We start from the raw sequence: 23831 nt of genomic DNA, 5'->3' as shown, positions 1-23831 counted from the left end.
ACCGCCTGTCAACTTTTGATTTACAGCAACTTCACACGGATCAGGCCGTCATTTGCACAAACGAAAAACGTTGATACCACACAAGGACTTGCCGTACCGACACCCTACCCTGTGAGGGATGCCAGTGCCCTGGCCCGTCAGGAGAATGTTATGTCCCACTCTTTATCCAGGTGGCCACGCCCCTTGGCCGCCACCGCCACCGCCGTCGCCCTTGCCGTGCTGTTCGCCACCCTCCTCGGTGGCTGCAAAGAGACCGACCCTGCTGCCATGCTGAAGCAGGCCAAGGAGCTTCGCGCCGAGGGCGATGCGCGGGCGGCGGTCATCGTGCTCAAGAATGCAATACAGAAAAACAGCGCCGATCGCGACGCGCGCCTGCTGCTGGGCGAGGTCTACCTCGAGCAAGGCGACGCCCCGTCGGCTGAAAAAGAGCTGCGGCGCGCGCGCGACCTCGGTGCGGCCTTGCCCGAACTCCCCCTGCTCATCGGCCAGGCACTGTTGATGCAGGGCCAGTATGAGCGCCTGCTGACCGACATCGATCCGGCGCCGCCGCCGGCCCAGCGTCCCGCGATCCTGGCCTTGCGCGGCCATGCCCTGTTGGGGACCGACGATCCCGCCGGGGCCACGGCGCTGTTTGCACAAGCGCTGTCGCTGCATCCGGACTTGCCGGACGCCCTGCTCGGCATGGCCCGCCTGGCCGTGGCCGGCAACCAGCATGACGAAGCTGCCAGGCTGATGCGACGCGCGCTTGCCGCCAATCCCGACAATATCGATTGCCTGCGCTTTCACGCCGACTTGCTGCGCGCCGCGGGCAAGCCCGATCAGGCCCTGGCCGCGCACGAGCGCATTCTGGTCAAGCGGCCGCACAACGTACAAGCCCGGCTGGACGTGGCCAATCTGCACCTCGATGCCGGCCGCTTCAGTGCCGCGCGCGAAGCCATTGCCGCGGCGCGCAAGGTGGCCGGGGCGTCCCTGGCGGTCATCTACGCGCAAGCCATGGTCGACTTCCGCGAGCAGAAACTGGCCGCGTCGCTGCAATCGGTGCAGCAAGTCCTGCGTGTTGCGCCCGACCACTACCCGGCGATTCTGCTGGCCGGTGCGGTGCAGTCGGCCTTGGGCGCGACCGGTCAGGCTGAACAGCATCTGCAGAAGTTTCTTGCGGCGTATCCGCGCCATGTGTATGCCACTAAGCTGATGAGTTCACTGCAGGTGCGCGCGAATGCCCCCCAGGCCGCCCTCGACCTGCTCACGCCGCTGCTCGCCGACCATCCGAACGATGTCGAACTGCTGACCCTGGCCGGCGAAGCGCGGCTGCGCGCGCGCCAGTTCGGCGCCGCCACCGCTCTTTTCGAGCAGGCCAGCGCCCTGCAGCCCCAGGCTGCCGGTTTGCGGACCTCGCTCGCGCTCAGCCGTCTGGGCAGCGGCGACACCGGTCGCGCCGTCGCCGAACTGGAGCGCGCTGCCGCGCTCGACGCCAACGCGCCCCGTGTCGGCATCCTGCTGGTCATGGCGCATCTGCGGGCGAAGAACACGGAGAAAGCACTTGCCAGCGTGCAGGAAATGGAACGGCGCGACGACAATCCGCTGGTCCAGAACTTGAAAGGCGGCGTCTATCTGGCCCGCCGCGAAGCCAGCCTGGCACGCGCCAGCTTCAACCGCGCGCTGGCGCTCGAACCGCTGTATCTGCCCGCGCTGGCCAACCTGGCGCAGCTCGACTTGACCGAGCGCAAACCCGCCGACGCCCGCAAGCGCTACGAAGCGGCACTCGCGAAAGCGCCACGCAATCGCGCACTGCTTGAAGCGCTGGCCGGACTGGCGCAGCGCGAGGGAAAAACTGCCGATGCGCTCGCCTGGCTCGTGCGTGCCCGCCAGATCGAACCCGACGCCCTGCCGCTGGGATTGCGCCTTGCCGATCTGTATGCGCGGGCGGGCAACAAGGCTAAAGCGCTGCAGCTGGCACGCACGCTGGAAACAGCCAATCCCTCCAGCCCTGAAGCGACCGCGATGTTGGCGCAGATTTACGTGCTCAACCAGGATCTGGGCGCGGCCCTTGATGCTTATTCACGCCTCGCCGCGCTGGTACCGACCTCGCCCATGCCGCTTGTCCGGATGGCAAGCCTGCAACTGGAACGAGGCGAGGATGATGCCGCCCTCACCTCCCTGCGCCAGTCGCTCACCATCGACCCGAACCTGTTCGATGCACAGTTGACCATGCTCAATATCTTGGTCAGGCAACAAAAATTTACCGAAGCGCGCGCGCTGGCCCGTGATGTCCAGCAGCGCAAACCGGAGTCGGCCAATGGATACAAGCTCGAAGGCGACGCGCTCGCGGCCCAAGGCCAGCATGCCGGCGCGCTCGCTGCCTGGGAGCGCGCGTTTGAACGCAAGCCCGATGGCGGGCTGCTGATCCAGATACATGGCGCTCTGCACAAACTCGGCCGCGCCGCCGACGCCGATGGGCGCATGGCCAACTGGTTCCGCGACCGGCCGGCCGATGTCCCGGCGCGGCTGTACTATGCCAGCAGCAAGCTCGTCGCGGGCAACTACAAGGCCGCCATCGGCCATCTGGAAGCCGTGCTCAAGGTCGAGCCGGACAATGTCATCGCGTTGAACGACCTCGCCTGGGCTTGTCAGCAGAACGGCGACAGCCGCGCGCAAGCTTTCGCCGAGCGCGCTCACGCGCTGGCGCCGGGAAACCCTGCCGTGCTCGACACCCTGGGCTGGATCTACACCGAACGCGGCAATCTGGCGCGCGCCCTGCCCCTGTTGCAGAAGGCTAGCGCGCTGGCGCCCGCAGCCGGGAATATCCACTTCCATTTCAGCACGGCTCTGGCGCGCGCGGGCGACAAACGGGCTGCGCGGCGCGAGCTGGAGCGCTTGTTGGCGCAACCGCAGCGTTCAGCGCATCACGAAGAGGCAGCCGCGCTGCTGCGCACGCTGTAATCACGCGCCGTGCGCAGCCGGGCATGTCAGCCGTCGAACTGCCCACGGGCAGTTCAATCGGGCACGACACGCTGCGCGGCAGTGCGACGATAGGCCGCGTCCGGAGCAGGCAAGTGCTCCGGACTGGCTTGCCTCCTTACCCAGCCACGCAAGGTTTGTGCGCGGCAATTGCCCCCTTTCCGGCCATTTGGGCCAATGGACTCCATACCGGGCGACGCGCCGGCTGTGCGCGGCAATACCTCCTCTCCAGCCCCCAGGGCCGATAGTCTGCGTTCTCGCTTGTCCACGTTCCAAGGGACCTTGGTGTCCGACGCAAGCAATCCGTCGAGTCCGAGCCACAATCGCCAATCGGAAAAACCCGTCAGTTTGCCGCAGCACGCTATCCGTTCAGCCCGTGCCGCCCGCCACCAGCCCCTTCGCACGGCCCGGCTCGTAGCGTCCGGGGGCGATCAGCCCGTCCGGGTCAAGCGCTGCCTTGATCCGGGCCACGGTGTTCCAGTACACATCGCCGCCCGGATCGAGCGCAGCCATCGACTGGTTGCCGACGCGATAAGGAATGTAGCCAGCCTCCATCACGCTCTCGAACACCGCCTGGTAGCACTCCCTCGCCCGGGCCACCTCGGCCTCATCCTCCTTGTCATAGGCAATCGTTAATACCGCGCCCAGCGCGCGTTCGTTGATCATGCTGAACGTGACGAACAAATCAAACCCGTGCGCGGCGAACAGCGGCTCGACCAGCGTGTGCAAGTTCAGCACATCGTTCCCGCGCAGCGGCAGCACCGGCGAAATCCAGAGCATGCCGCAGTTATCCAGTGCCGGATCAGCCTTGTGCGGAAAGCCGGGTGGCAGCGCCTCGCGCCGTCGCCAGTAAGCGCCGGCGAGAAAGCGTCCGTTCGGCTTGCCGCGATTCATGGCAAACAGCGCCTCGCCCAGGCCGACCTGCGCGCGCAAGCGCAAGCCGGGCCGCGACGATCCAAGAACCCGCGCCATGGCAGCGCCCCAGCGCAGTTTGCGTTCGCTCAAGAACGCTGTCCGCGCGCGCGTGCCGCGCAAGGCTGCCTTGATTGCCGCGCGGGCAGCAGCCACCTGCGCGGCACTTCCGTACAGCGCCCCCGACACCGTCCATGCGCCAACCGCCGCCGCCTCGCGCAAGCTGCCACGCACCGCCGGCGGCAGGCAGGCCTGATCCGGCGCCAGCGATCGGGGAAACACGCGGCCGCCCGAAATCACGCGCAAGTCATTGCCAATATGAACAATGCTGCGCAGCGTGCCGTTCATGCGCAGGGGGCGCAGTGCATCGACTACGGGACCGATATCTTCATGTTCAGACATCGTGCACAGAAAATGGTTCACGCAGTCGGCGGCGGGCTGCAGCCAGATGCCGATGCGCGTGACGATGCCGAAATTGGACTGCGTGAACATCCCGTCCAGAAACGGCCCTACACCATAAGGAAACAGATGGGCCGCACGCGCCTGCGGATAGTGGCCGAAGCCGGTCGCCAGCACCTCGCCGCTCGCCAGTACGATGTGCATGCCGGACACGTGCTGCAGCCGGTTGCCGTACGGCGAGTGACCGAAGCCGCGTTCCAGGATATTGCCCATGAAGCTGGTGTCGGGGCCGGCACCGGTGCAATCGATCCACCAGTTCAGTTTTTCGCTGTGCAAATAATCCGACAACTGTTGCTGGGTCACGCCCGGTTCGATCACCGCGTAGCCGAGTTCGGCGTCCACTTCGACAATGCGGTTCATCCTGCCCAGGTCGACGATGAGCTGGGCGTCGCCCACCGCGCAGGCGTCGCCGTAGCCCCAGTTGCGTCCGGTGCTGAGCGGATACAGCGGCAGCGTGCGCGCCCCGGCCAGCCGCACCAGCGCGACCACCTCGGCCTGCGTACCCGGGCGCACCACCGCCAGCGGCACGGTGCTGCGCGCGGCCGTGCTGCAGGTGTAGCGCCGCAGCGCGGCCGGGTCGTCGCTGGCATGCTCGGCGCCGACGATGAGACGCAGCGCCGCCAGCACGCCGCGCTTCCACCCGGAATCAGGCTGCTCGTGTCGGAATTTTTGCTCCTCAATAATACGCATCGCGGCCTCCAGTGGCGTGATACCCGCCGTTCAGGCGCGCGGTAATGCCCGGCTCGTCATGCTGCGGAAAGAAGTAGGGATAAAAGGAGCGCTCCTCGCCATGCTGCTCCATGAGCCCGCCCCATTTGCGGATCTGCTCGCCCATTTCCGCCAGCGGCAGGCGCAGCAGCACGGCGGGCGCGCCAACCCGGTGGCACGGGCGCTCGCTGCCGAAGTCGCTAAAGCCCAGCATGCGTTTGTAGAACATCACGTGGCGCGGATTGACCTCGATCACGTAATCGGTGAACCCATGCAGCTTGTGCGAGTACAGATAAGAGATATGGATCAGCGAAGCGAACACGCGCTTGGTCACGCCCTTGTCGATCGCCAGGCGCGACGGCTCGCACAAGCGCCGTCCCTGGCTGCGCAGCAGGTCGAGCTTGTCGCGAAAATTGTCATCGGCCGGCAGCCGGAATTCGCTGTCCAGGCACAGGCTCATGGTGCCGACCAGCACCCCGCCCGTTTCCGCGTACAGGGTGACCTTGTGCGGGTCGTGATGCAGGCTGGGCTCGAAGGCGTAGCCGCGCCAGCCGTACATCTTGCGGATCAGCAGGCTGGCGGCTTCGCGCCGTCCCGCCGAATTGGCCAGGCGGATATGAAATGCCTGCATTGCCTGGCCCGGATCGGGTTCCGTCGCCGTGGCGACGCCCCCGTCCGGCTCGCGTAAGCCCGCCGGCATCTCGAACGTTGCAATCGGTAGCTCGTCTTGAAACATGGCTCTCTTTCCTTCCACGTGATCGTGCGTGCCGCCTGCCAGCCCGCGCGCAAAGTTGTGTAGGTCAGACAGGGCCATCCGTACGGAAGTTCACGCTGTCCCGCGCGCCATTGTTCTGCAACAAACGCGCGGCGTCGGGAATTTTGGCAGACCCGCCCGGAACCGGCGTAACTGCCGAGATCGGATTCGCAAGTCGTTGATTTCATGAGTGAAATCGAGCTGGCACGCTTGCTGCATACAGGGTAGGCACGGCGGCGCCGCAAGCTGTCGACGCTTCCCCACTTCATCCCCACCGGAGAGTTCACTATGAAACTAGTCCCGACATCACTGTTGAAAAACGCGGCGATTGCCGGCCTTTGCCTGGCCGCCATGAACGGTGCGCGCGCCGATGCATTTGCCCAGGCCGTCCTCGTTGTCGACAATTTCCGCCTGCTCCATTCCAGCGGTGCTGCCTTCAAGTCGACGGATTTCACTATGCTCGACGGCACCAATTCGGCCCATGCCACCGCCTCCCTCGACGGCGTGGTGTTGGCCGCAAAACCGCAAAACCGCGGCATCCTCAGCGGCACCGCGCCCGACGTCGCCCATCAGTTTGTCGGACTGCCCAATCCGCCGCGCGCCGAAAACAACTTCACCGCCTTTTCCGGCCCGCCACCAGTGCCCGGCACCTTCGGCTACGCCGACCAGAACATGACCGGCAGCGCCATGAGCATCGGCACGAAAGAAGCCGGCGTGCGCGCCGAAACGCGCGCCGACGCCTCCCTGGCGACCGATGGCGAGGCCGCCGGCGACTCCGACGTGGGCACCTCGACCTCGTTCAACTTCACTCTCGGCGTGGGCGAAACCATGACCATCGCCTTCGACGGCACGCCTTTCACCCAGGCCTATGCCAGTACCGGCGCTGGTATGGAGACCAATGCCATCGCGCGCCTGTCGTGGAGCATGAACATCATGAACATGAGTACCGGGCAGGTCGTGTTCGCCTATCAGCCGGGCGAACTGAACAGCTTTGGGAATGTCAGCCGCACCGACAGCTTCCCCGGCATGTCGACCTATAACCCGGGCAAGATGAGCTTCTCGGCGGTCACGCCCTGGCTCAACAAGGTCGACACGTACCAGCTGACGATCAACCAGACCACCCTGGCCAATGCGCTGCAGGACACGGTGGCGGTGCCGGAACCGGGCAGCCTGGCGATTTTCGGCCTCGGCCTGCTGGGCATGTCGCTGCTGGCACGCCGCCGCAAGTAAGCCGCCGCAAGTAAGCCGAACACGATGCAAATAAGAAGAAGATGGCTTGGTCGTCCGAAGCCATCGCAGGGTCCGCAACCGCTGCTGCGCCGTCCGCGCCGGCCGGGGATGCGGGCGCCGGATGCCCGGCGGGGATCCTGATGCACGGCTCGTTGGCAGCCTGCATTTTTCCGGTCAGGAGCGCTCCTGACCGGGCTGTTTTTTTTTGCACGAGGGTGCCGCGGACATCCGCTTTTTCCGCCCCTTGACGCGAATCAACGCGGCCGTGATCAGCGGAATCTTACTGTTTCCTCAGACATATAATCGAACGCGTAGTGAAGCTGGCAGGTGCCCTTCCGATCGCTGCCCGACTTACGGAGACCCACACGATATGGAGGACTTCATCAGCCAGATGCTGCTGCATGCAAGGGGCATCTGGAAATATCGCTGGCTCGCCGTCGGCGTCATGTGGGTGGTGGCGGGCGCCGGCTGGATCGTCGTACTGCGCTTGCCGAACGACTACCAGAGTTCGGCGCGCGTGTTCGTCGATACGCAAAGCATCCTCAAGCCGCTGATGGCGGGCATGACCAGCATCCCGAACGTGCAGCAGCAAGTCTCGATCATGAGCCGCACCCTGCTCAGCCGCCCGAACCTGGAGCGCGTGCTGCGCATGGTCGACCTCGACGTCGACGCCACCACGCCGCGCCAGCGCGAAAGCCAGGTCGAGGAGTTGGCCGCGCGCCTGAAAATCACCGGCACCAGCACCAACGATATCTACTCGATCACTTACGGCGGCGACAATCCGAAGCAGGTGCACGACGTGGTGCAATCGCTGCTGACCATCTTCCTCGAAGGCAGCTTCAAGGGCAAGAAGGGCGATTCGCAGCAAGCCATCCGTTTCATCGACGAGCAGATCAAGAATTACGAGCAGCGCCTGGTGGCGGCCGAAAACACGGTCAAGGAATTCAAGCTGCGCAACAGCGCCCTGCTGCCGCGCCAGGGCGTCGATTACAGCGCCCAGCTGGCCATTGCCAGCGACGCGCTCAGCACCGCGCGCATCGACCTGCTCGAAGCCGAACAGGCGCGCCTGGCGATCCAGGCGCGCATCAATGGCGATCCGCAGCCGGCCGGCGTTGCCGCGCGTGCGCGCACTATCGTCAATCCCGACATCGATGCGCGCATGGCCGCGATCAACAAGAATCTCGACACCCTGCGCCTGCAGTACACCGACCTGCACCCGGACGTGATCGCCGCGCGCCGCCTGCTGGCCCAGCTCGAAGCGCGCAAGATCGAGGAGAGCAAGCAGGCCGAGCGCGACGGCGACCCCGGCCGCTTCTACAGTCCCATGCTGCAGCAGCTCAAGGTGGCCCTGACCGAAGCGGACGCCAAGGTGGCGGCCATGCGCGTGCGCGTGCACGAATACAGTGTGCGCCACGACCGCTTGCAGGAGCAGAGCAATGCCGTGCCCGAAGTCGAATCGCAGCTGGCCCAGCTCAACCGGGACTACGAGATCAACAAGGATAACTACGAAAAGCTGATCGCGCGGCGCGAGTCGGCCAAGCTGTCGGGCGATCTGAGTTCCTCGACCGAAATGATGACCTTCCGCATCATCGATCCGCCCACCATGCCGGTCGCCCCGGTCGGCCCCAACCGCCGCCTGTTCTACAGCGGGGTGCTGGTCATCGCGCTGTGCGCCGGGCTGGGCGTGGCGTTCCTGATCAGCCAGGTCCGTCCGACCTTCGTCAGCCCGAGCGCGCTGCGCGAAATCACCGGACTCAATGTGATCGGCACGGTCTCGATGAGCTGGACCGATGCCGAACGGCGCAAGCTGCGGCGCGGCCAGTACCTGCTCGGGCTGGCTTTCGCTGGCCTGCTGAGCCTGTACGGCGCGGTCATGCTATCCGGATTTCTTACGGGTTAACCTCAGGGAGTACAACGTGGACAGTTCCCTCATTGCGCCCGCCGACGGCCACAGCGCCGAGCCGGCGCGCGACGTCGACATCAACCTGGCGCGCCTGCACCAGATGGGCATGGTCACCCACGATGGCGGGCGTACCAGCGTGGCCGAGGATTTCCGCATCATCAAGCGGCCCTTGCTGCGCAATGCGCGCGCGGCGGTCTCCGGCGGCGTGCGGCACGGCAATCTGATCGTCGTCACCAGCGCCCTGCCCGGCGAAGGCAAGACCTACTGCGCGATCAACCTGGCGATGAGCATCGCCATGGAAAAAGACCACACGGTGCTGCTGATCGACGCCGACGTGGCGCGGCCCTCGGTGCTGAGGGTGCTGGGTCTGGCGCCCGGACTGGGCTTGATGGATATTCTGCTGGGGAACGACCTGAGTCTGTCGGAAGTGATCCTCAAGACCAATATCCCGACCTTGAGCCTGCTCCCGGCGGGCCGCAACAACAAGCACGCCACCGAACTGCTGGCCAGCCATGCAATGAGCAAGCTGCTCTCCGAAATCGCCAGCCGCTATCCGGACCGGATCGTCATCTTCGATTCGCCGCCCTTGCTGCTGACCACGGAAGCGGGAGTGCTGGCGTCGCAAATGGGCCAGGTGGTGATGGTGGTCGAGTCCGAAACAACCACCCAGCGCCAGGTCAAGGATGCGCTGGCCCGGCTCGACAACTGCGCCCGCGTCGACCTCATTTGCAACAAGGCACGCGCCTTCCCGGGCGAGCACTACCACGGCTATTACGACTAGCCAGCGCTGGCGCGAGCCGACGCCGGCGCTGGCATCCGGACCAGGCCGGTACCGTGCGGCCTGACAGCGCGCCCGTCCCGATTCTCCCCGTTCGCCCGATCAACTTTTGCGGAGTCGACCATGACAACTTTCCTCGAACCACCCCGTCTTGTGGTGCACCTGATCCACCAGCTCGACATCGGCGGCCTCGAAAACGGCTTGATCAACCTGATCAAGCACATGCCGCCGGACCGCTACCGGCACGCCATTGTCTGCCTCAAGGATTATTCGGAGTATCACGCCCACATCAAGACGCGCGGGGTCGAGATCATCAGCCTGAACAAGCGCGAAGGCAAGGACTGGGGCCATTACCTGCGCCTGTTCCGCGCCCTGCGCGCGCTGCAGCCGGACCTGATCCACACGCGCAACCTGTGCGGCATCGAAGGCCAGCTGGTGGCCGCCCTGGCCGGGGTCAAGCTGCGCGTGCACGGCGAGCATGGCCGCGACATGAGCGACCTGTACGGCAAGCGCCTCAAGTACAAGCTGTTGCGCCGCCTGCTGCGTCCGCTGATCGGCCACTTCATCGCCGTCAGCGCCGACCTCGAACACTGGCTGATCGACAGCGTCGGCGCCGAGCCGCAAAAGGTGTCGCAGATCGCGAACGGGGTCGACAGCATCCAGTTTCACCCGCGCCTGGGCCCGCCGGCCGCAGTCGGACCGGCCGGTTTCATGCAGGATAACGCCTTCGTCATCGGCAGCGTCGGCCGCATGGATGAAGTCAAGGATTACGGCACCCTGGTCGAAGCCTTCCTGCGCCTGATCGCCTCGCCGCACCCGGCGCACCAGCGCATGCGACTCCTGATCGTGGGCGACGGCCCGCAGCGCGCCGCCTGCCTCGACACCCTCACCCGCGCCGGCGCCGCGCACCGCGCCTGGCTGCCGGGCGAGCGCACCGATATCGCCCAGTTGCTGCGCGCCATGGACCTGTTCGTGCTGCCTTCGCTGGCCGAAGGCAGTTCCAACACCATCCTCGAAGCCATGGCCAGCGGCCTGCCGGTGGTGGCCACCGCCGTGGGCGGCAATCCGGTGCTGGTGCATCCGGGCTTCACCGGCATTCTGGTGCCGCCCCGTTCGCCCGAGCTGATGGCCGCCGCCATCGCCGACTATTGCCGCATCCCCGACATGGGCGCGCGCCACGGCATGCGCGCGCGCAGCCACGTCATCGCCAACCACAGCCTGCCGGAAATGGCGCGCGGCTACCTGCGCGTGTACGACGCGCTGACCCATCCGCACGGGCCGTGCCCGGGGCCGGCGCCGCACTCCTAGCGCCCCCGGCTTGCCGCCCCGGCCTAGACCAGCGCCGCCTGGCGCAGCGCGCCCGCGTCCGCGTAGCAGGCGGCCAGCTGGCGCGCCACCCGCTCCCAGGTGCAGCTGCGCACCAGCGCGCGCACCTGTTCGCGCGGCGGCGACACCAGGAGGCGCAGCACTGCGCGCTGCTGCGCATCGGTATCGTTCCAGTCCACCCGCACCAGCGCGAAATCGCCCCCGCCCAGGCTGAAAGGCGTATCGTGCGCCATCAGCACGGGCGTACCGGCCGCCAGCGCATCGAGCACCGCCAGCGGCGCGCCCTGCCCCTCGCCCGGCGGCAGGAACACCGACGCTCCCGCATACGTACTGGCCAGCATCGGCCCATCCTGGCGCAGCGCGCCCAGGCAAGTCACCCCGCGCACGGCGCGCAATTGGCGCAGGTAATCCTGGTCGCGTTCGCCCGCCTCGCCCACCAGCACCAGCGGCAGCGACAGCGCGCCCATCGCCTGCGCCATCGCCAGCTGGTTCTGGTACGGCGAAATGGGGCCGGCCATCAGCGCATACGGCCCGCTGATCCCGGTGCGCTTGCGAAACAGCTCGCCATCGGCCTCCAGCAAAGCCGGATTGACCCCGTTCGGCAGCACCCGCACCTTCCCGCCATCGATCAGGAAACCCGCCCCAATGGCCTGTTTCTCGGCCTCGCCCAGCGCCACGATCAGGCTGGCCTGCTGCAGCGCGCGCCGGGTGCGGGCATAGCCGGTCTGCACATTCCACGCCGTCAGGTTGCCCAGCCGGTGGTCGCCGGCGCGCGCGCTGGTGCCGCTGGCGCGGTCCCAGCCGGGCGAAATCAGCGGGGTGAGCACCACCGGCACGCCCTGCTCCGCGGCTGCGTCCACCAGCCGGTGGTTGCCCTGGGTGGCCGAAAACACGTGGATCAGGTCGAATTCATCGATCCGCGTGGCGTGCGGATTGATCACCTCCACCTCGATCGACGAGTCAATCTGGGCGCCCAGCTGCACCAGCGCGCGGATGGTTTCGCGGACCTGTTGCTGAACGCCATCGTCGCGCTCGAACAGCATGGGATAAGACAAGATACCGATACGCATGCACGCCTCCGTTTGTCAAACATGGGCCGGGCCCCAGTGCATCAGCAACGCGGGCGGCATGAGAATGCTCAACAAGCCGCCATCTGCGCTGATTTAGTATTGCCTCAGCTTAAAAGTCCAGTGTACCGATGGGCACAGGCGGTTCATTGATGGAAGTCAATTAGTTTCGCCAAAGAAAATCACATGCGCGCACCGCTCTCCATCCTGATCTACCAGCGTGTGCTGGCCGCGCCCGATCCGCTGTTTCCCGAGTGCCTGCACGCGCGCCGCTTCGAGCAGCACCTGCGCCTGCTGACGCGCTGGTTCCGCCTGATGCCGCTCTCGCGCGCCGTGGCGCACCTGGCCGACGGCACCCTGCCGCCACGCAGCGCCTGCCTCACCTTCGACCATGGCTACGCCGAGCACGCCTCCGTGGCCCTGCCGCTGCTGCAGCGCTACGGCGTGCCGGCCACGTTTTTCGTCGCCGCCAGCTATCTCGACGGCGGCTGCACCTGGAGCGACATCGTCACCGAGGTGGTGCGCAACGCGCCCGGCGAGCGCCTGAACCTGGCGCGCAGCGGCTTTGCCAGCTACGACATCGGCTGCCCGCAGCGCCGCCGCGCCGTCATCGAGACGCTGCTGGCCGCCCTGCGCCTGCTGCCCCCGCACGAACGGCTTTTGCGCGCGCGCTCGATGGCGCGCCGCGTCACCCCGACCATGCTCAGTTCCGACCAGCTGCTGGCCCTGCACCGGGCCGGCATGGAGATCGGCGCCCATCCGCTGCACCACACGGCGCTGGCCAGCCTGTCCAACGCCGCCGCCCGTGCCGAGATCGCCGAAGGGCGCGGGCGCATCGAAGACATCCTGCAAGCGCCGGTGCGGCTGTTCGCCTATCCCAGCGGCAAGCCGGGCCAGGATTTCGAGCACCGCCACGGCCTCATGCTGCGCGCCCAGGGCTTCGAAGCGGCCGTCGGCATGGGCCCGGGCGCGGCCCGCAGCGGCAGCGACCTGTTCGCGCTGCCGCGCATCGCGCCGTGCGAGCACGCCGGCGGCGGCGCCTTCCTGCTGCGCATCGCCGGCAACCTGTTCACGCGCGCCTGACATCAAGCGCCGGGCGCCATCTGGGCGGCCAGCAGGCGCCGGTCGAACTTGCCGTTGGGACCGCGCGGCAGCGCCGCCTGGCGCACCTGGGCCAACAGCGGCAGCATGTAACCGGGCAACTTGGCGCGGCAGGCGGCCAGCAGCACGGCCGGCTCCAGCAGGCAGCCGCGCTGCGGCGTGACGGCCAGCGCGATCGACTGCCCCAGCACCGGGTGCGCCAGCCCCAGCGCCGCCGCCTCGGCCACCAGCCCGGTCGCGTACAGCACCTCTTCGATTTCGGTCGGACTGACCCGGTAGCCGCCGGTGGTGATCATCTCGTCGCTGCGGCCGATGAAGTACAGATAGCCATCCTCATCGATCCGCACGATGTCGCCCGACCACACCCCGGTCTCGGTGAACGGCAGCCCGGGTTGCGCCGGCAGCGGCCGGAAGCGCTCGGCCGTGCGCGCCGCATCGTTCCAGTAGCCGAGCGCCACCAGCGGCCCGCGGTACACCAGTTCGCCGGGCTCGCCCGGCGCGCACGGCTGGCCGTCGGGCCGCAGCACCAGCACGTCGGCGTTGGGAATGGCCTTGCCGATCGAGTCGGGCCGCGTGTCGAGCTGCTCGGGCCCCAGGCAGGTCGCGCGGAACGCTTCGGTCAGCCCGTACATCAGGTACACCCGGGTGTCCGGCAGGCGCCGGCGCAGCGCATCGAGGGCCGCGCGCGGCATGGCGCCCCCGGAACTGGTGATGTAGCGCAAGTTGTGCGGCGTATCCCAGTGCAGCTCGGCCAGCTGGATCCACAGCGGCGGCAGCGCCGCCAGCGCCGTGATGCGCTCGCGTGCCACCATGGCCGGAATGTCGCGCGTCAGCAACGGATTCATCAGCACCACGGCGGCGCCGGCGGCGAAGGCGCTGGTCAGCTGGCTCAGGCCGTAGTCGAAGCTGAGCGGCAGCAGCGCCAGGATGCGGTCGTGCGCCGTGTGGCCCAGGTAAGCGGCCACGCTGCAGGCGCCCGCCACCAGATTACGGTGCGACAAGACCACGCCTTTCGGCGCGCCGCTGCTGCCCGAGGTGTACAGCAGCGCCGCCATGTCGCTATCGATGCAGCGATGGGCGTCGCGCGCCGCACCGGTACCGGCGCGCTTCATCCAGCCATCCCAGGCCAGTACGCCCAGGCCCGGCAGCATGCCGTCCTCGGCCCCGGTCTGCAGCACGCAGTACAGGTCCGGACAGCGGGCCAGCTCAAGGTCGAGCGTGGCCAGCCGCCCGGGTGAGGTCAGCAGCACGCGGGCGCCGCAGTCGCGCAGGATATGACCGACCTGGGCCGGCTTGAGCAAGGGATTGACCGGCACCAGCACCAGGCCGGCCGCCGCCGCGCCGAACAGGGCCAGCACGGCTTCCTCGCACTTGTCGAGAAACACCGCCACCCGCTCGCCGCGCGCCAGCCCCAGGCCCAGCAAGCCCTGCGCGGCCACCTCGACGCAGCAGGCCAGTTCTTCGTAGCTGAGGCTATTGTCGAGATAGCGCAAGGCTGGCGCATGCGGCGTACGCCACGCGGCCTCGTTGATCAGATCATGCAAGAGCTGGGCCATATGTTCCTCTGAGTAAATTGTTTCCCAATGGCATTCATGATTGAGAAAAACGGCCCACTCGGCATTGACAGGAATCAAGCAATGCGACGGCACTCTTCCTCTTGTGCGCGCTCAATAAGCCCGCAATTTGCGGGGTGTTTAATGAAACCGGTTCCGCGGACAGGACAGGGGCGAGGGAACCGACCATTCCTTCATCAGTGCGCCCGCAATCTTGCGTCCCGGCCAGCCCGGGGTGCGTACAGGAGATAAGAACACCATGAATGCTCCCCTGCTGTCCCTTCCGCGCGTGCTGCCGTTTTTCTTCGACGCCGAGCCGGGCACCCGTTTCAGCCTGTATCACGCGCCGGCGCCGCAGGTGCGCACGCGCGGCGCCATCCTGTACGTGCACCCGTTCGCCGATGAATTGAACAAATCGCGCCGCATGGCCACCTTGCAGGCGCGCCGTTTTGCCGCCGCCGGCTACGCGGTGCTGCAGATCGATATGTTCGGCTGCGGCGACAGCTGCGGCGATTTCAGCTCGGCGCGCTGGGAACTATGGAAGCGCGATCTCGAGATCGCGCGCGCCTGGCTCGCCGAACGCGCCGGCGGCGGCCCGATGCACCTGTGGGGCATCCGCCTGGGCGGCCTGCTGGCGCTCGATTTCGCCTGCAGTGCGCCGGTCGACGGCGTCATCCTGTGGCAGCCTTTCCTGAACGGGCGCACCTGCATCAACCAGTTCCTGCGCCAGGGCCTGGCGGCGCGCATGCGCGCCGGCGACCCGGCGCTGTTCGGCACCACCAGCCAGCTGCGCGCCGACCTGCTCACGCGCGGCATGATCGAAGTGGGCGGCTACGAACTGGCCGCGCCGCTGATCCAGGCCATCGACGCCTGCGACGCGGCGGCATTGCCGCTGCCGCCCTGCCAGGTGCACTGGTTCGCCAGCGCCTCGCCGGCCCCGTCCCGGCTGGCCGCCAGCGCCGCGCGCATCGCCCGCCGCTGGAGCGCGCGCGGGGCCACCCTGCATTTTCATGCGGTCGAAGGGGCGCCGTTCTGGGGCGCCAACGACATCGTCGAGTGCCCTGCGCTGCTGGACGCCACCAGTGCCGTCTTCGTACCGGAGGCATGATGGAAGCAACCCAACGCGCACTCCAATTTAACTGCGGCGGCAATGCACTGGTCGGCATCCTCGACCTGCCCGAACGGCCGCTGTCGCGCGGCGTGCTGGTCGTCACCAGCGCGCCGCAGTACCGCATCGGCAACCATCGCCATTTCACGCTGCTGGCGCGCCTGCTGGCCGCGCGCGGCATCCCGGTGATGCGCTTCGACCACCGCGGCATGGGCGACAGCGAAGGCGAGGCGCGCACCATCGACGCGCTCGGCGAAGACACGCAGGCCGCCATGCGCGCCTTCTTCGCCCAGATGCCCGGCATGCAGGACGTGGTGCTGTGGGGCCTGGGCGACGCCGCCACGGCCGCCGTGCTGTATGCCCAGGCCGACGCGCGCGTCTCGGGCGTGGTGCTGCTCAATCCCTGGATGCACACGCCCGGCAGCGCGCCGCGCGCGGACGGCTTGCCGCAACTGCTGGCGCGCCTGGGGGAACTCGATTTCTGGAAGCGCGTGGCCAGCGACAGCGGCGACGGCCAGGCCAGCGTGGCCGCGCTGCGCCAGAACATGCGCGCCGCCGCGGCCGACGCCAGCCTGCCGCTGCCGCAGCGCGTGCTGGCCAGCCTGTCGGGCTTCGACGGCGCGGCGCTGGTGATCCTCGGCGGCGACGAACCGGGCGCGCAGCACGTGGACGCCCTGCTCAAGCGCCACGAGGTGCGCTGCAAGTGCGTCACCATCGCCGGCGCCGACCGCACCTTCGCCAGCCGCGCCTGGCGCGACGCGGTGGCGGAAATCAGCGCGAACTGGATTGCGTCATGGTGAAATCCTGATGCCGTGATGGTGCATCAGGTCGTACAGGGTCGGGCGGCTCACGCCGAGCAGCTCGGCCGCCTTGACGATCGAGCCGTTGGTGCGCGCCAGCGCCGTCACCATCACCTTGTACTCGGCGGCGTCGCGCACCTGGCGCAGATTGACGGGCGTGCCTGACTGCGGCGCTTCGGCCAGGCCCAGGTCGCGCGCGCTGATCTGCGGCCCTTCCGACATGATCACCGCGCGCCGGATGCAGTTTTCCAGCTCGCGCACATTGCCCGGCCAGCCATACTGCTCGATCGCCAGCACCGCGTCGTCGGTGAACGCCGGCACGCTGCGCCGCTCCGTCAGGCAAGCCTGGTGCTTGAAGTGATGCGCCAGCAGCACCGCGTCGCCGACCCGCTCGCGCAGCGGCGGAATGGCCAGCACCACTTCGCTCAGGCGGTAGTACAAATCCTCGCGAAAGCGCCCTTCGCGCACCAGCTTGGGTAAATCCTGGTGGGTGGCGCACACGATGCGCGCATCGATCGCGATTTCGCTGCGTCCGCCGATACGCTCGATCACGCGCTCCTGCACGAAGCGCAGCAGCTTGGCCTGCAGGGCCATCGCCATGTCGCCGATTTCATCGAGGAAGAAGGTGCCGCCCTGCGCCATTTCGATCTTGCCCAGGGTTTGCTGGCCGGCGCCGGTGAAGGCGCCCTTTTCGTGGCCGAACAATTCGCTCTCGAGCAGGTCGGCCGGAATGGCCGCGCAGTTGATCGCCACGAAGCGTTTTTCGTGGCGCGCCGACAGGTCGTGCAGCCCGCGTGCGAACAGTTCCTTGCCGGCGCCCGAGTCGCCCAGCAGCATCACCGTGGCCGACGACGGTGCCAGTTTTTCGACGCTGCGGCACAGGCGCAGCATGCCGGGGTCGCGCGTGACGATGCGCGCCAGCGGTGAGTCGGCGGCGATCTGCAGCATGCGCTGGTTCTCTTCCTGCATCGCGTGCAGATAAAACGCCCGCTCCACCACCAGGCCCAGGGTATCGGCGTCGAAGGGCTTCTGGTGAAAGTCGTAGGCGCCCATGCTGATCGCCTTGAGCGCGTGAGCGCGGTCCTGGTTGCCCGACAAGACGATCACCTTGGTGCCGGGCGCTTCGGCCAATATCTGCTTCAGGGTGGCCAGGCCCTCGGTGGCGCCGTCCGGATTGGGCGGCAAGCCCAGGTCGAGCGTCACCACCGCCGGGCGATGGCGGTGCAGCTGCGCCAGCGCGCTCTCGCGGTCTTCGGCGATGAGCACATCATAGCCATCGAAACTCCAGCGCAGCTGCTTCTGCAAGCCTTTGTCGTCTTCGACCACCAACAGCTTCTTTTTGCCCATTATGCAGCTCCTTGAAAGAGGGTTCACGTTCAGCGGCTTCCCTTGCCCAGCAAAACCACCTGCACCGTATCGATCAGGATCAGCAGATCGAGGAACAGGCTGTTGTTCTTGACGTAATACAGGTCGTACTGCAGCTTCTGGACGGCGTCGTCGACCGAGGCGCCGTACTGGTAGCGCACCTGGGCCAGGCCCGTCACGCCGGGCTTGATGCTGTGCCGGACGTTGTAGTAAGGGATATCGCGCGCCAGCTGGTCGACGAAGAAGGCGCGTTCCGGGCGCGGCCCGACGAAGCTCATCTCGCCCTTGAACACATTGAGCATCTGCGGCAGCTCGTCGATGCGCAGCATGCGCAGGAAGCGCCCCACGCGGGTGACGCGCGGATCGTTGGCTGACGCCCAGGTGGGCACGCCGGGCGCCTCGGCATTGATGCGCATGCTGCGAAACTTGAGCACATTGAAGATGCGGCCATCTTTTCCGACCCGCTCCTGCTGGTAGAACACCGGCCCGCCATCGTCGAACCTGATGGCCGCCGCGGCCAGCAGCATCACCGGCAGCGACACCACGGTGATGCAGCCGCTGGCCACCAGGTCGAAGCAGCGCTTGACGCTGGCGCGCCAGAAGCTCTGGTCGAAGCCGCCGCCGAAAATCAGGTAACTCGGCTGCAGCGAATCGAGCCGGATCTGGCATGCCTCGCGCTCGAAGAAGGTGGCGGCGTCGATCACGCGCACCCCGCCCAGCGCGCAGGCCAGCAAATCGCGCACCGGGAACTCCTTGCTGCGCCGGTTCGTCACCGTCACCACCAGTTCGCGCGCCTCGTAGCGGCGCGCCATCTCCAGCAGCGACTCGCCCACCGGCAGCAGCGCGGCGCTGGGCACGCAGCTTTCTTCGCCGGCGATCGGCACGCAGCCCACCACGCTGAACTGGTGCAGGCCGTTCTTGCTGTGCGCCAGATCCATGCACTCGCGCGCCAGCGGCCCGCTGCCGACGAAAATGAGGCGCGCTTCGAGCAGCGCCGACTCGGCCGACTTGAACACCACCAGGCGCGTGAGCACCACGGCGGTGGCGCCGATGGCGAAGATCACGCTGCTGATCCCGCGCCCGAAATAGATCTCGGGGCGCACCGCGATCAGGGCGCTGAGCAGCGCGAAACCGAGCGCGAACGACGGCATGATGCGGATCAGGGTGGTGCGGATGCCCTCGCGCGAGCCGTGCTGGTACATCCCCAGCGCGCTCATGCTGAAGATGATCACCAGCGCGAACGTCAGCGACGACAGATACAGATTATCGGCGCGGAACTGGCCGTTCTGGTCCGAAAACCACAGGACCGAGGCCACGCTGGCCGAGGTGAGCAGCATGAGCAATTCGAGCAGCAGCAGCACGAACGCCATCTTGGATACGTAGTGACTGAAAATCCGGATCACGGTCCCTCCATGCCAGCGATACTTTGTCGTGTCCATGCCCGCGGCACGGCGTGGTAAATAATCGCTTACAGACTCACAAGAGGTATTGACTACGAACAAGCATTTTCGGGCATTTCCTGAAGGCCAGACACAGTGCAGCCAAATAGACTATAGTGATGCTTCTGCACTAATTACTCGCCCAACATGAAATTTGACGTCGCTATTGTCGGCAGCGGACTGGCCGGTCTGTCGGTTGCCCTGCATCTTGCGCAAACGCGCACCGTTGCCATCATCTCCAAGCGGGCACTGCTCGACGGAGCCAGCAACTGGGCCCAGGGCGGCATCGCCGCGGTGCTGGACTCGGGCGACAGCCACGCCCAGCACATCGACGACACCCTGGTGGCCGGCGGCGGCCTGTGCGACGAGGCAGCGACGCGCTTCATCGTCGAACACGGGCGCGAAGCGATCGAATGGCTGATCGACCAGGGCGTGCCGTTCACGCGCGACCCGACCGCCGAAATGGGCTTTCACCTGACCCGCGAAGGCGGCCACAGCCAGCGCCGCATCATCCACGCGGCCGACGCCACCGGCCACGCGGTCCAGGTCACGCTGGAGCAGAAGGTGCGCGCGCATCCGAACATCACCCTGTTCGAGCAGCACTGCGCGATCGACGTCATCACCTCCGACAAACTGGGACCGAAGCCGGCGGCGGCCAGCGCCGGCCAGCCGCACTGCTATGGCCTGTACGTGCAGGACGAGAAAACCGGCCAGGTGCTCACGTTCGAGGCCGAGCACACCGTGCTGGCCACCGGCGGCGCCGGCAAGGTGTATTTGTATACGACCAACCCCGACACCGCCACCGGCGACGGCATCGCGATGGCCTGGCGCGCCGGCTGCCGCGTCTCGAACATGGAATTCATCCAGTTCCACCCGACCTGCCTGTACCACCCCTACGCCAAGTCGTTCCTGATCACCGAAGCGATCCGCGGTGAAGGCGGCTTGCTCAAGCTGCCGCCGGAAGCCGGCGCCGCGGCCGGCACGCGCTTCATGCCGATGTACGACGAGCGCGGCGAACTGGCCCCGCGCGACGTGGTGGCGCGCGCCATCGACTTCGAGATGAAAAAGCGCGGCCTCGATTACGTCAACCTGGACATCAGCCACCAGAGCCCTGAATTCCTCAAGGAGCACTTCCCGACCATTTATGCGCGCTGCCTGGAGCTGGGCATCGACATCACCAAGGAACCGATTCCGGTGGTCCCTGCGGTGCACTTCACGTGCGGGGGCATCGTCACCGACCTGGCCGGACGCACCGACGTGCCGGGCCTGTACGCGGTCGGCGAAACCGCCTGCACCGGCCTGCACGGCGCCAACCGCCTGGCCAGCAATTCGCTGCTCGAATGCCTGGTGGTGGGACGCGCCTGCGCGCTCGAAATCGCGGCCATGCCGAAAGGCGAAACGCGCGACCTGCCGGCCTGGGATGAAAGCCGCGTCACCAACGCCGACGAGGAAGTCGTCATCGCCCACAACTGGGATGAGCTGCGCCGCTTCATGTGGAACTACGTCGGCATCGTGCGCACCACCAAGCGCCTCGAACGCGCGCAGCACCGCATCGCGCTGCTCAAGGAAGAAATCGACGAGTACTACCGTAACTTCCGCATCACGCACGATTTGCTGGAGCTGCGCAATCTGGTCGACGTGGCCTCGCTGATTGTCAACAGCGCGCTGACACGGCGCGAAAGCCGCGGCCTGCATTTCAGCCGCGACTATCCGAACACCTTGCCGAAAGCCTTGCCAAGCGTGCTGACACCACCGCGCCGTTAACGCAGGTCGCGCGCCGACGCGGATATGAACCAGAAGCTCACGCCCGCGACCATTGGTTTACTGACCCTGCCCCCGCTTCTGTGGGCAGGCAACGCCATCGTCGGCCGGCTGGTGCGCGAGGCGGTGCCGCCGATGACGCTCAACCTGCTGCGCTGGTCGATCGCCATGCTGATCCTGCTGCCGCTGGGACGGCGCCTGTTCGCCAGCGATGCGCTGCGCAGCAACTGGCGCCGCTTCGCCCTTCTCGGCCTGCTCGGCATCGGCCTGTATAACTCCCTTCAATACCTGGCGCTGCAAAGCTCCACCCCGATCAACGTCACGCTGGTGGCAGCCGGCATGCCGGTCTGGATGCTGCTGATCGGCGCGCTGTTTTTCGGCGTGAAGGTCGGCCGCCAGCAAGTCATCGGCGCGGCCATGTCGATCGTCGGGGTGCTGGTGGTGCTGTGCCGCGGCGAGTGGAGCCAGCTGGCCGCGATGCGACTGGTTGCCGGTGATCTGTACATGATCCTGGCCACCATCGCCTGGTCGTTCTACAGCTGGCTGCTGACCCGGCAAAACGATCCGCCCGCCGTGCGCGCCGACTGGGCCGCCTTTTTGCTGGCCCAGGTCATCTACGGCGTGCTGTGGTCGGGCGCCTTCGCCGGCGTCGAATGGGCCGGCGGTGCAGTCGCGATCCACTGGAGCTGGACCGTCGCGGCGGCGCTGCTGTACGTTGCCATCGGCCCGGCCATCATCGCCTTTCGCTGCTGGGGCGCCGGCGTGCAGCGCGCGGGGCCCAGCGTGGGCGCGTTTTTCAGCAATCTGACCCCGCTGTTCGCGGCCATGATGTCGTCGGCCTTCCTGGGCGAACTGCCGCACTTGTACCACGGCGTGGCCTTTGCGCTGATCGTCGGTGGGATCGTGTTCTCGTCGCGCCGCAAGGCCGGGTAAAATCAGGCACATGAAAACACTTCCACTCAGGCTGGTTCCGGGGCAGGACCTGCGCGCCGCCCTGGCCGGCGTGCTGGCCGCGCATGGCACGGCGGCCGGTTTTGTGCTGCAGGGGATCGGCAGCCTGAGTGGCGCGAGATTGCGCCTGGCCGGCGCCGCCCAGGCCACCGAGGTCGAAGGCGACATCGAAATACTGACCCTGGCCGGCTCGCTCTCGCCGGACGGCCCGCATCTGCACATGTCCGTGGCCGATGCCGCCGGCCGCGTGCTGGGCGGCCATGTACTGGCCGGCTGCACCATCCGCACCACCGCCGAAATCCTCATCGCCCTGCTGCCCGACCACCGCTTTGCACGCGAAGCCGATCCCACGTCCGGTTTCGACGAGCTGGTGGTGCATTCCCATGACTGCTGACAGCACGACGCTTGACCGGCTGGCCGGTTTCGTGGCTCGCCACCAGCGCATCCTGGTGCTGACCGGCGCCGGCATGAGCACCGCCTCGGGCATTCCCGACTATCGCGACCGCGATGGCGTACGGCGCGGTAAAACGCCGGTCCAGGGGCCGGACTTTCGCAAGCTGGAAGCGGTGCGGCGGCGCTACTGGGCGCGCAGCATGGTCGGCTATCCCACGTTGTCGGGCGCCGCGCCGAATGCCGGACACGCCGCGCTGGCCGGATTGCAAGCGGCGGGACGGCTCGGCGCCCTCATGACGCAGAATGTCGATGGCCTGCACCAGCGCGCCGGCAGCGCCGACGTACTTGAACTGCACGGGAATATCCACAAGGTGGTGTGCCTCGACTGCCACGCCAGTTTTCCGCGCGCCTTCGTGCAGGGCCAGCTGGTCGAAGCCAATCCGGCGCTCGCTGGTGCCGTGGCCACGCCCGCGCCGGACGGCGACGCCCATCTGGAGCCGGACGCGCTGGCCGAATTCCACCTGCCTTACTGCGTGCACTGCGGTGGCACGCTCAAGCCCGACGTGGTGTTCTTCGGCGACGGTGTGCCGGCCGACTGCACGCGCGAGGCGCTGGCACGCATGATGGAGGCCGACGCCCTGCTGGTCATCGGCTCGTCGCTGGTGGTGTATTCGGGCTTTCGCTTTTGCCGCATGGCCGCCGACTCAGGCAAGCCGATTGCCGCGATCAACCTGGGCAAAACCCGCGCCGACGAATTGATATCGTTGAAGGTCGAAGCCAGCGCTGAAGATGTCCTCCCAGCGCTGCTCAGGCAGTTTGCTAGCGATTAAGCGCGCGTTCCCGCTCGCGCTCGGCCATAAACTGCGCAAGTGATGCGATGGTTTCCTGACGGAGCTCGATCTCGGCACTCAACCACTCGTAATCGGCCCGGTCGCTGAAAGCGTTGAGCCGGGATCGGGCCTTTTCCATTCGTTTTGTTTCCGCCTCCAGGCTGAAACACCGGGGCGAGACGCGATACACCCATGCATGCGCTGCAGCATACAGAGCGAAAAAAATACCGAATGACCACAGCAGCCACGACGACGGATCCCAGACAACGATCGCTCCACACACTACCGCGCCAAGTACAAGCATGAGAACGGCCTCCGCTTTTACTCTTAGCAAATACCGTCGCTCAGACTCCAGGAATGCTTGCATTATTGCCCCTGCTCATTAGATTCATCATTAGTTGCGATGAGGAATGTAATTATATGGCAATACGTGCG

Annotated in this window: 19 protein-coding genes; 12 read left to right on the top strand and 7 right to left on the bottom strand. The window is 66.7% G+C overall.

All coding sequences use genetic code 11. The features are described from left to right. Positions 1 to 150: 150 nt before the first annotated feature. Positions 151 to 2940 (top strand): XrtA/PEP-CTERM system TPR-repeat protein PrsT, encoded by a 2790-nt coding sequence (prsT, locus tag RBA40_RS14275; RefSeq protein ID WP_306648483.1) that lies wholly within the window; start codon positions 151 to 153, stop codon positions 2938 to 2940. Between the two features lie 387 nt (positions 2941 to 3327). On the opposite strand, the gene RBA40_RS14270 is transcribed toward prsT, so the two are convergent. Together RBA40_RS14270 and RBA40_RS14265 are read right to left on the bottom strand one after the other, a co-directional pair. Next, complete coding sequence (locus RBA40_RS14270; protein ID WP_306648482.1) at positions 3328 to 5019, bottom strand: FAD-binding oxidoreductase; 1692 nt, start codon at positions 5017 to 5019, stop codon at positions 3328 to 3330. Beyond that, on the bottom strand, positions 5006 to 5773 hold the full coding sequence (locus tag RBA40_RS14265; RefSeq protein WP_306648481.1) for an N-acyl amino acid synthase FeeM domain-containing protein: 768 nt from the start codon (positions 5771 to 5773) through the stop codon (positions 5006 to 5008). Before RBA40_RS14265 ends, RBA40_RS14270 begins: the two co-directional genes overlap by 14 nt. Positions 5774 to 6079: 306 nt before the next feature. Here RBA40_RS14265 and RBA40_RS14260 point away from each other — a divergent pair, with 306 nt between their 5' ends. From RBA40_RS14260 to RBA40_RS14245, 4 genes are all read left to right on the top strand, one after another. Next, positions 6080 to 7021 (top strand): EDSAP-1 family PEP-CTERM protein, encoded by a 942-nt coding sequence (locus RBA40_RS14260; protein WP_306648480.1) that lies wholly within the window; start codon positions 6080 to 6082, stop codon positions 7019 to 7021. Between the two features lie 370 nt (positions 7022 to 7391). Continuing rightward, a complete protein-coding gene (locus RBA40_RS14255) occupies positions 7392 to 8921 on the top strand; it encodes an XrtA system polysaccharide chain length determinant (protein WP_306648479.1) in 1530 nt (509 codons plus the stop codon). 16 nt (positions 8922 to 8937) lie between these two features. Then, complete coding sequence (locus RBA40_RS14250; RefSeq protein WP_306648478.1) at positions 8938 to 9705, top strand: XrtA-associated tyrosine autokinase; 768 nt, start codon at positions 8938 to 8940, stop codon at positions 9703 to 9705. A 120-nt stretch (positions 9706 to 9825) separates the two neighbouring features. Next, on the top strand, positions 9826 to 11010 hold the full coding sequence (locus RBA40_RS14245; RefSeq protein WP_306620250.1) for a TIGR03088 family PEP-CTERM/XrtA system glycosyltransferase: 1185 nt from the start codon (positions 9826 to 9828) through the stop codon (positions 11008 to 11010). Positions 11011 to 11033: 23 nt separating this feature from the next. On the opposite strand, the gene RBA40_RS14240 is transcribed toward RBA40_RS14245, so the two are convergent. Beyond that, positions 11034 to 12098, bottom strand: a complete 1065-nt coding sequence (locus RBA40_RS14240) for a glycosyltransferase family 4 protein (protein WP_306648477.1) — start codon at positions 12096 to 12098, stop codon at positions 11034 to 11036. Positions 12099 to 12281: 183 nt separating this feature from the next. Between RBA40_RS14240 and RBA40_RS14235 the strand changes: the two genes are divergently transcribed. Beyond that, positions 12282 to 13178 carry a polysaccharide deacetylase family protein gene (locus tag RBA40_RS14235; RefSeq protein ID WP_306648476.1) on the top strand — a complete coding sequence of 299 codons (897 nt, stop codon included), beginning with the start codon at positions 12282 to 12284 and terminating at the stop codon, positions 13176 to 13178. Between the two features lie 2 nt (positions 13179 to 13180). Here the strand turns inward: RBA40_RS14235 and RBA40_RS14230 are convergent, their stop codons facing one another. Further along, positions 13181 to 14752, bottom strand: coding sequence for an acyl-CoA ligase (AMP-forming), exosortase A system-associated (locus RBA40_RS14230; protein WP_306648475.1), 1572 nt, complete (start codon positions 14750 to 14752; stop codon positions 13181 to 13183). Positions 14753 to 15008: 256 nt separating this feature from the next. Here RBA40_RS14230 and RBA40_RS14225 point away from each other — a divergent pair, with 256 nt between their 5' ends. Both RBA40_RS14225 and RBA40_RS14220 read left to right on the top strand, forming a co-directional pair. Further along, entirely contained in the window at positions 15009 to 15857 is an 849-nt protein-coding gene (locus RBA40_RS14225) for a hydrolase 2, exosortase A system-associated (protein WP_306648474.1), read from the top strand. Further along, entirely contained in the window at positions 15854 to 16657 is an 804-nt protein-coding gene (locus RBA40_RS14220; protein ID WP_306648473.1) for a hydrolase 1, exosortase A system-associated, read from the top strand. The genes RBA40_RS14225 and RBA40_RS14220 overlap by 4 nt, the downstream gene beginning before the upstream one ends. Here the strand turns inward: RBA40_RS14220 and prsR are convergent. Together prsR and RBA40_RS14210 are read right to left on the bottom strand one after the other, a co-directional pair. Next, entirely contained in the window at positions 16649 to 18004 is a 1356-nt protein-coding gene (gene prsR / locus RBA40_RS14215; protein WP_306648472.1) for a PEP-CTERM-box response regulator transcription factor, read from the bottom strand. The genes RBA40_RS14220 and prsR overlap by 9 nt on opposite strands. A gap of 29 nt (positions 18005 to 18033) precedes the next feature. Continuing rightward, positions 18034 to 19425 (bottom strand): TIGR03013 family XrtA/PEP-CTERM system glycosyltransferase, encoded by a 1392-nt coding sequence (locus RBA40_RS14210; RefSeq protein ID WP_306648471.1) that lies wholly within the window; start codon positions 19423 to 19425, stop codon positions 18034 to 18036. A 183-nt stretch (positions 19426 to 19608) separates the two neighbouring features. On the opposite strand from RBA40_RS14210, the gene nadB reads away from it, so the two are divergent. The 4 genes from nadB to RBA40_RS14190 are packed head-to-tail and all read left to right on the top strand — an operon-like array spanning position 19609 to position 23396. Continuing rightward, on the top strand, positions 19609 to 21225 hold the full coding sequence (nadB, locus tag RBA40_RS14205; RefSeq protein ID WP_306648470.1) for an L-aspartate oxidase: 1617 nt from the start codon (positions 19609 to 19611) through the stop codon (positions 21223 to 21225). A 24-nt stretch (positions 21226 to 21249) separates the two neighbouring features. Further along, the gene (locus RBA40_RS14200; protein WP_306648469.1) at positions 21250 to 22155 is read left to right on the top strand and encodes a DMT family transporter; all 906 of its coding nucleotides are present in this window, start codon (positions 21250 to 21252) and stop codon (positions 22153 to 22155) included. A gap of 10 nt (positions 22156 to 22165) precedes the next feature. Further along, positions 22166 to 22567 carry a PPC domain-containing DNA-binding protein gene (locus tag RBA40_RS14195; protein WP_306648468.1) on the top strand — a complete coding sequence of 134 codons (402 nt, stop codon included), beginning with the start codon at positions 22166 to 22168 and terminating at the stop codon, positions 22565 to 22567. After that, complete coding sequence (locus tag RBA40_RS14190; RefSeq protein ID WP_306648467.1) at positions 22557 to 23396, top strand: NAD-dependent protein deacetylase; 840 nt, start codon at positions 22557 to 22559, stop codon at positions 23394 to 23396. Before RBA40_RS14195 ends, RBA40_RS14190 begins: the two co-directional genes overlap by 11 nt. Here the strand turns inward: RBA40_RS14190 and RBA40_RS14185 are convergent. Continuing rightward, positions 23386 to 23763 (bottom strand): hypothetical protein, encoded by a 378-nt coding sequence (locus RBA40_RS14185; protein WP_306648466.1) that lies wholly within the window; start codon positions 23761 to 23763, stop codon positions 23386 to 23388. The two genes, RBA40_RS14190 and RBA40_RS14185, sit on opposite strands and share 11 nt — an antisense overlap. Positions 23764 to 23831: the final 68 nt, after the last annotated feature.

Source organism: Massilia pseudoviolaceinigra (assembly GCF_030846505.1).
GTDB classification, from domain to species: domain Bacteria; phylum Pseudomonadota; class Gammaproteobacteria; order Burkholderiales; family Burkholderiaceae_D; genus Telluria_A; species Telluria_A violaceinigra.
This window is presented reverse-complemented; position numbering and strand designations above follow the sequence as displayed.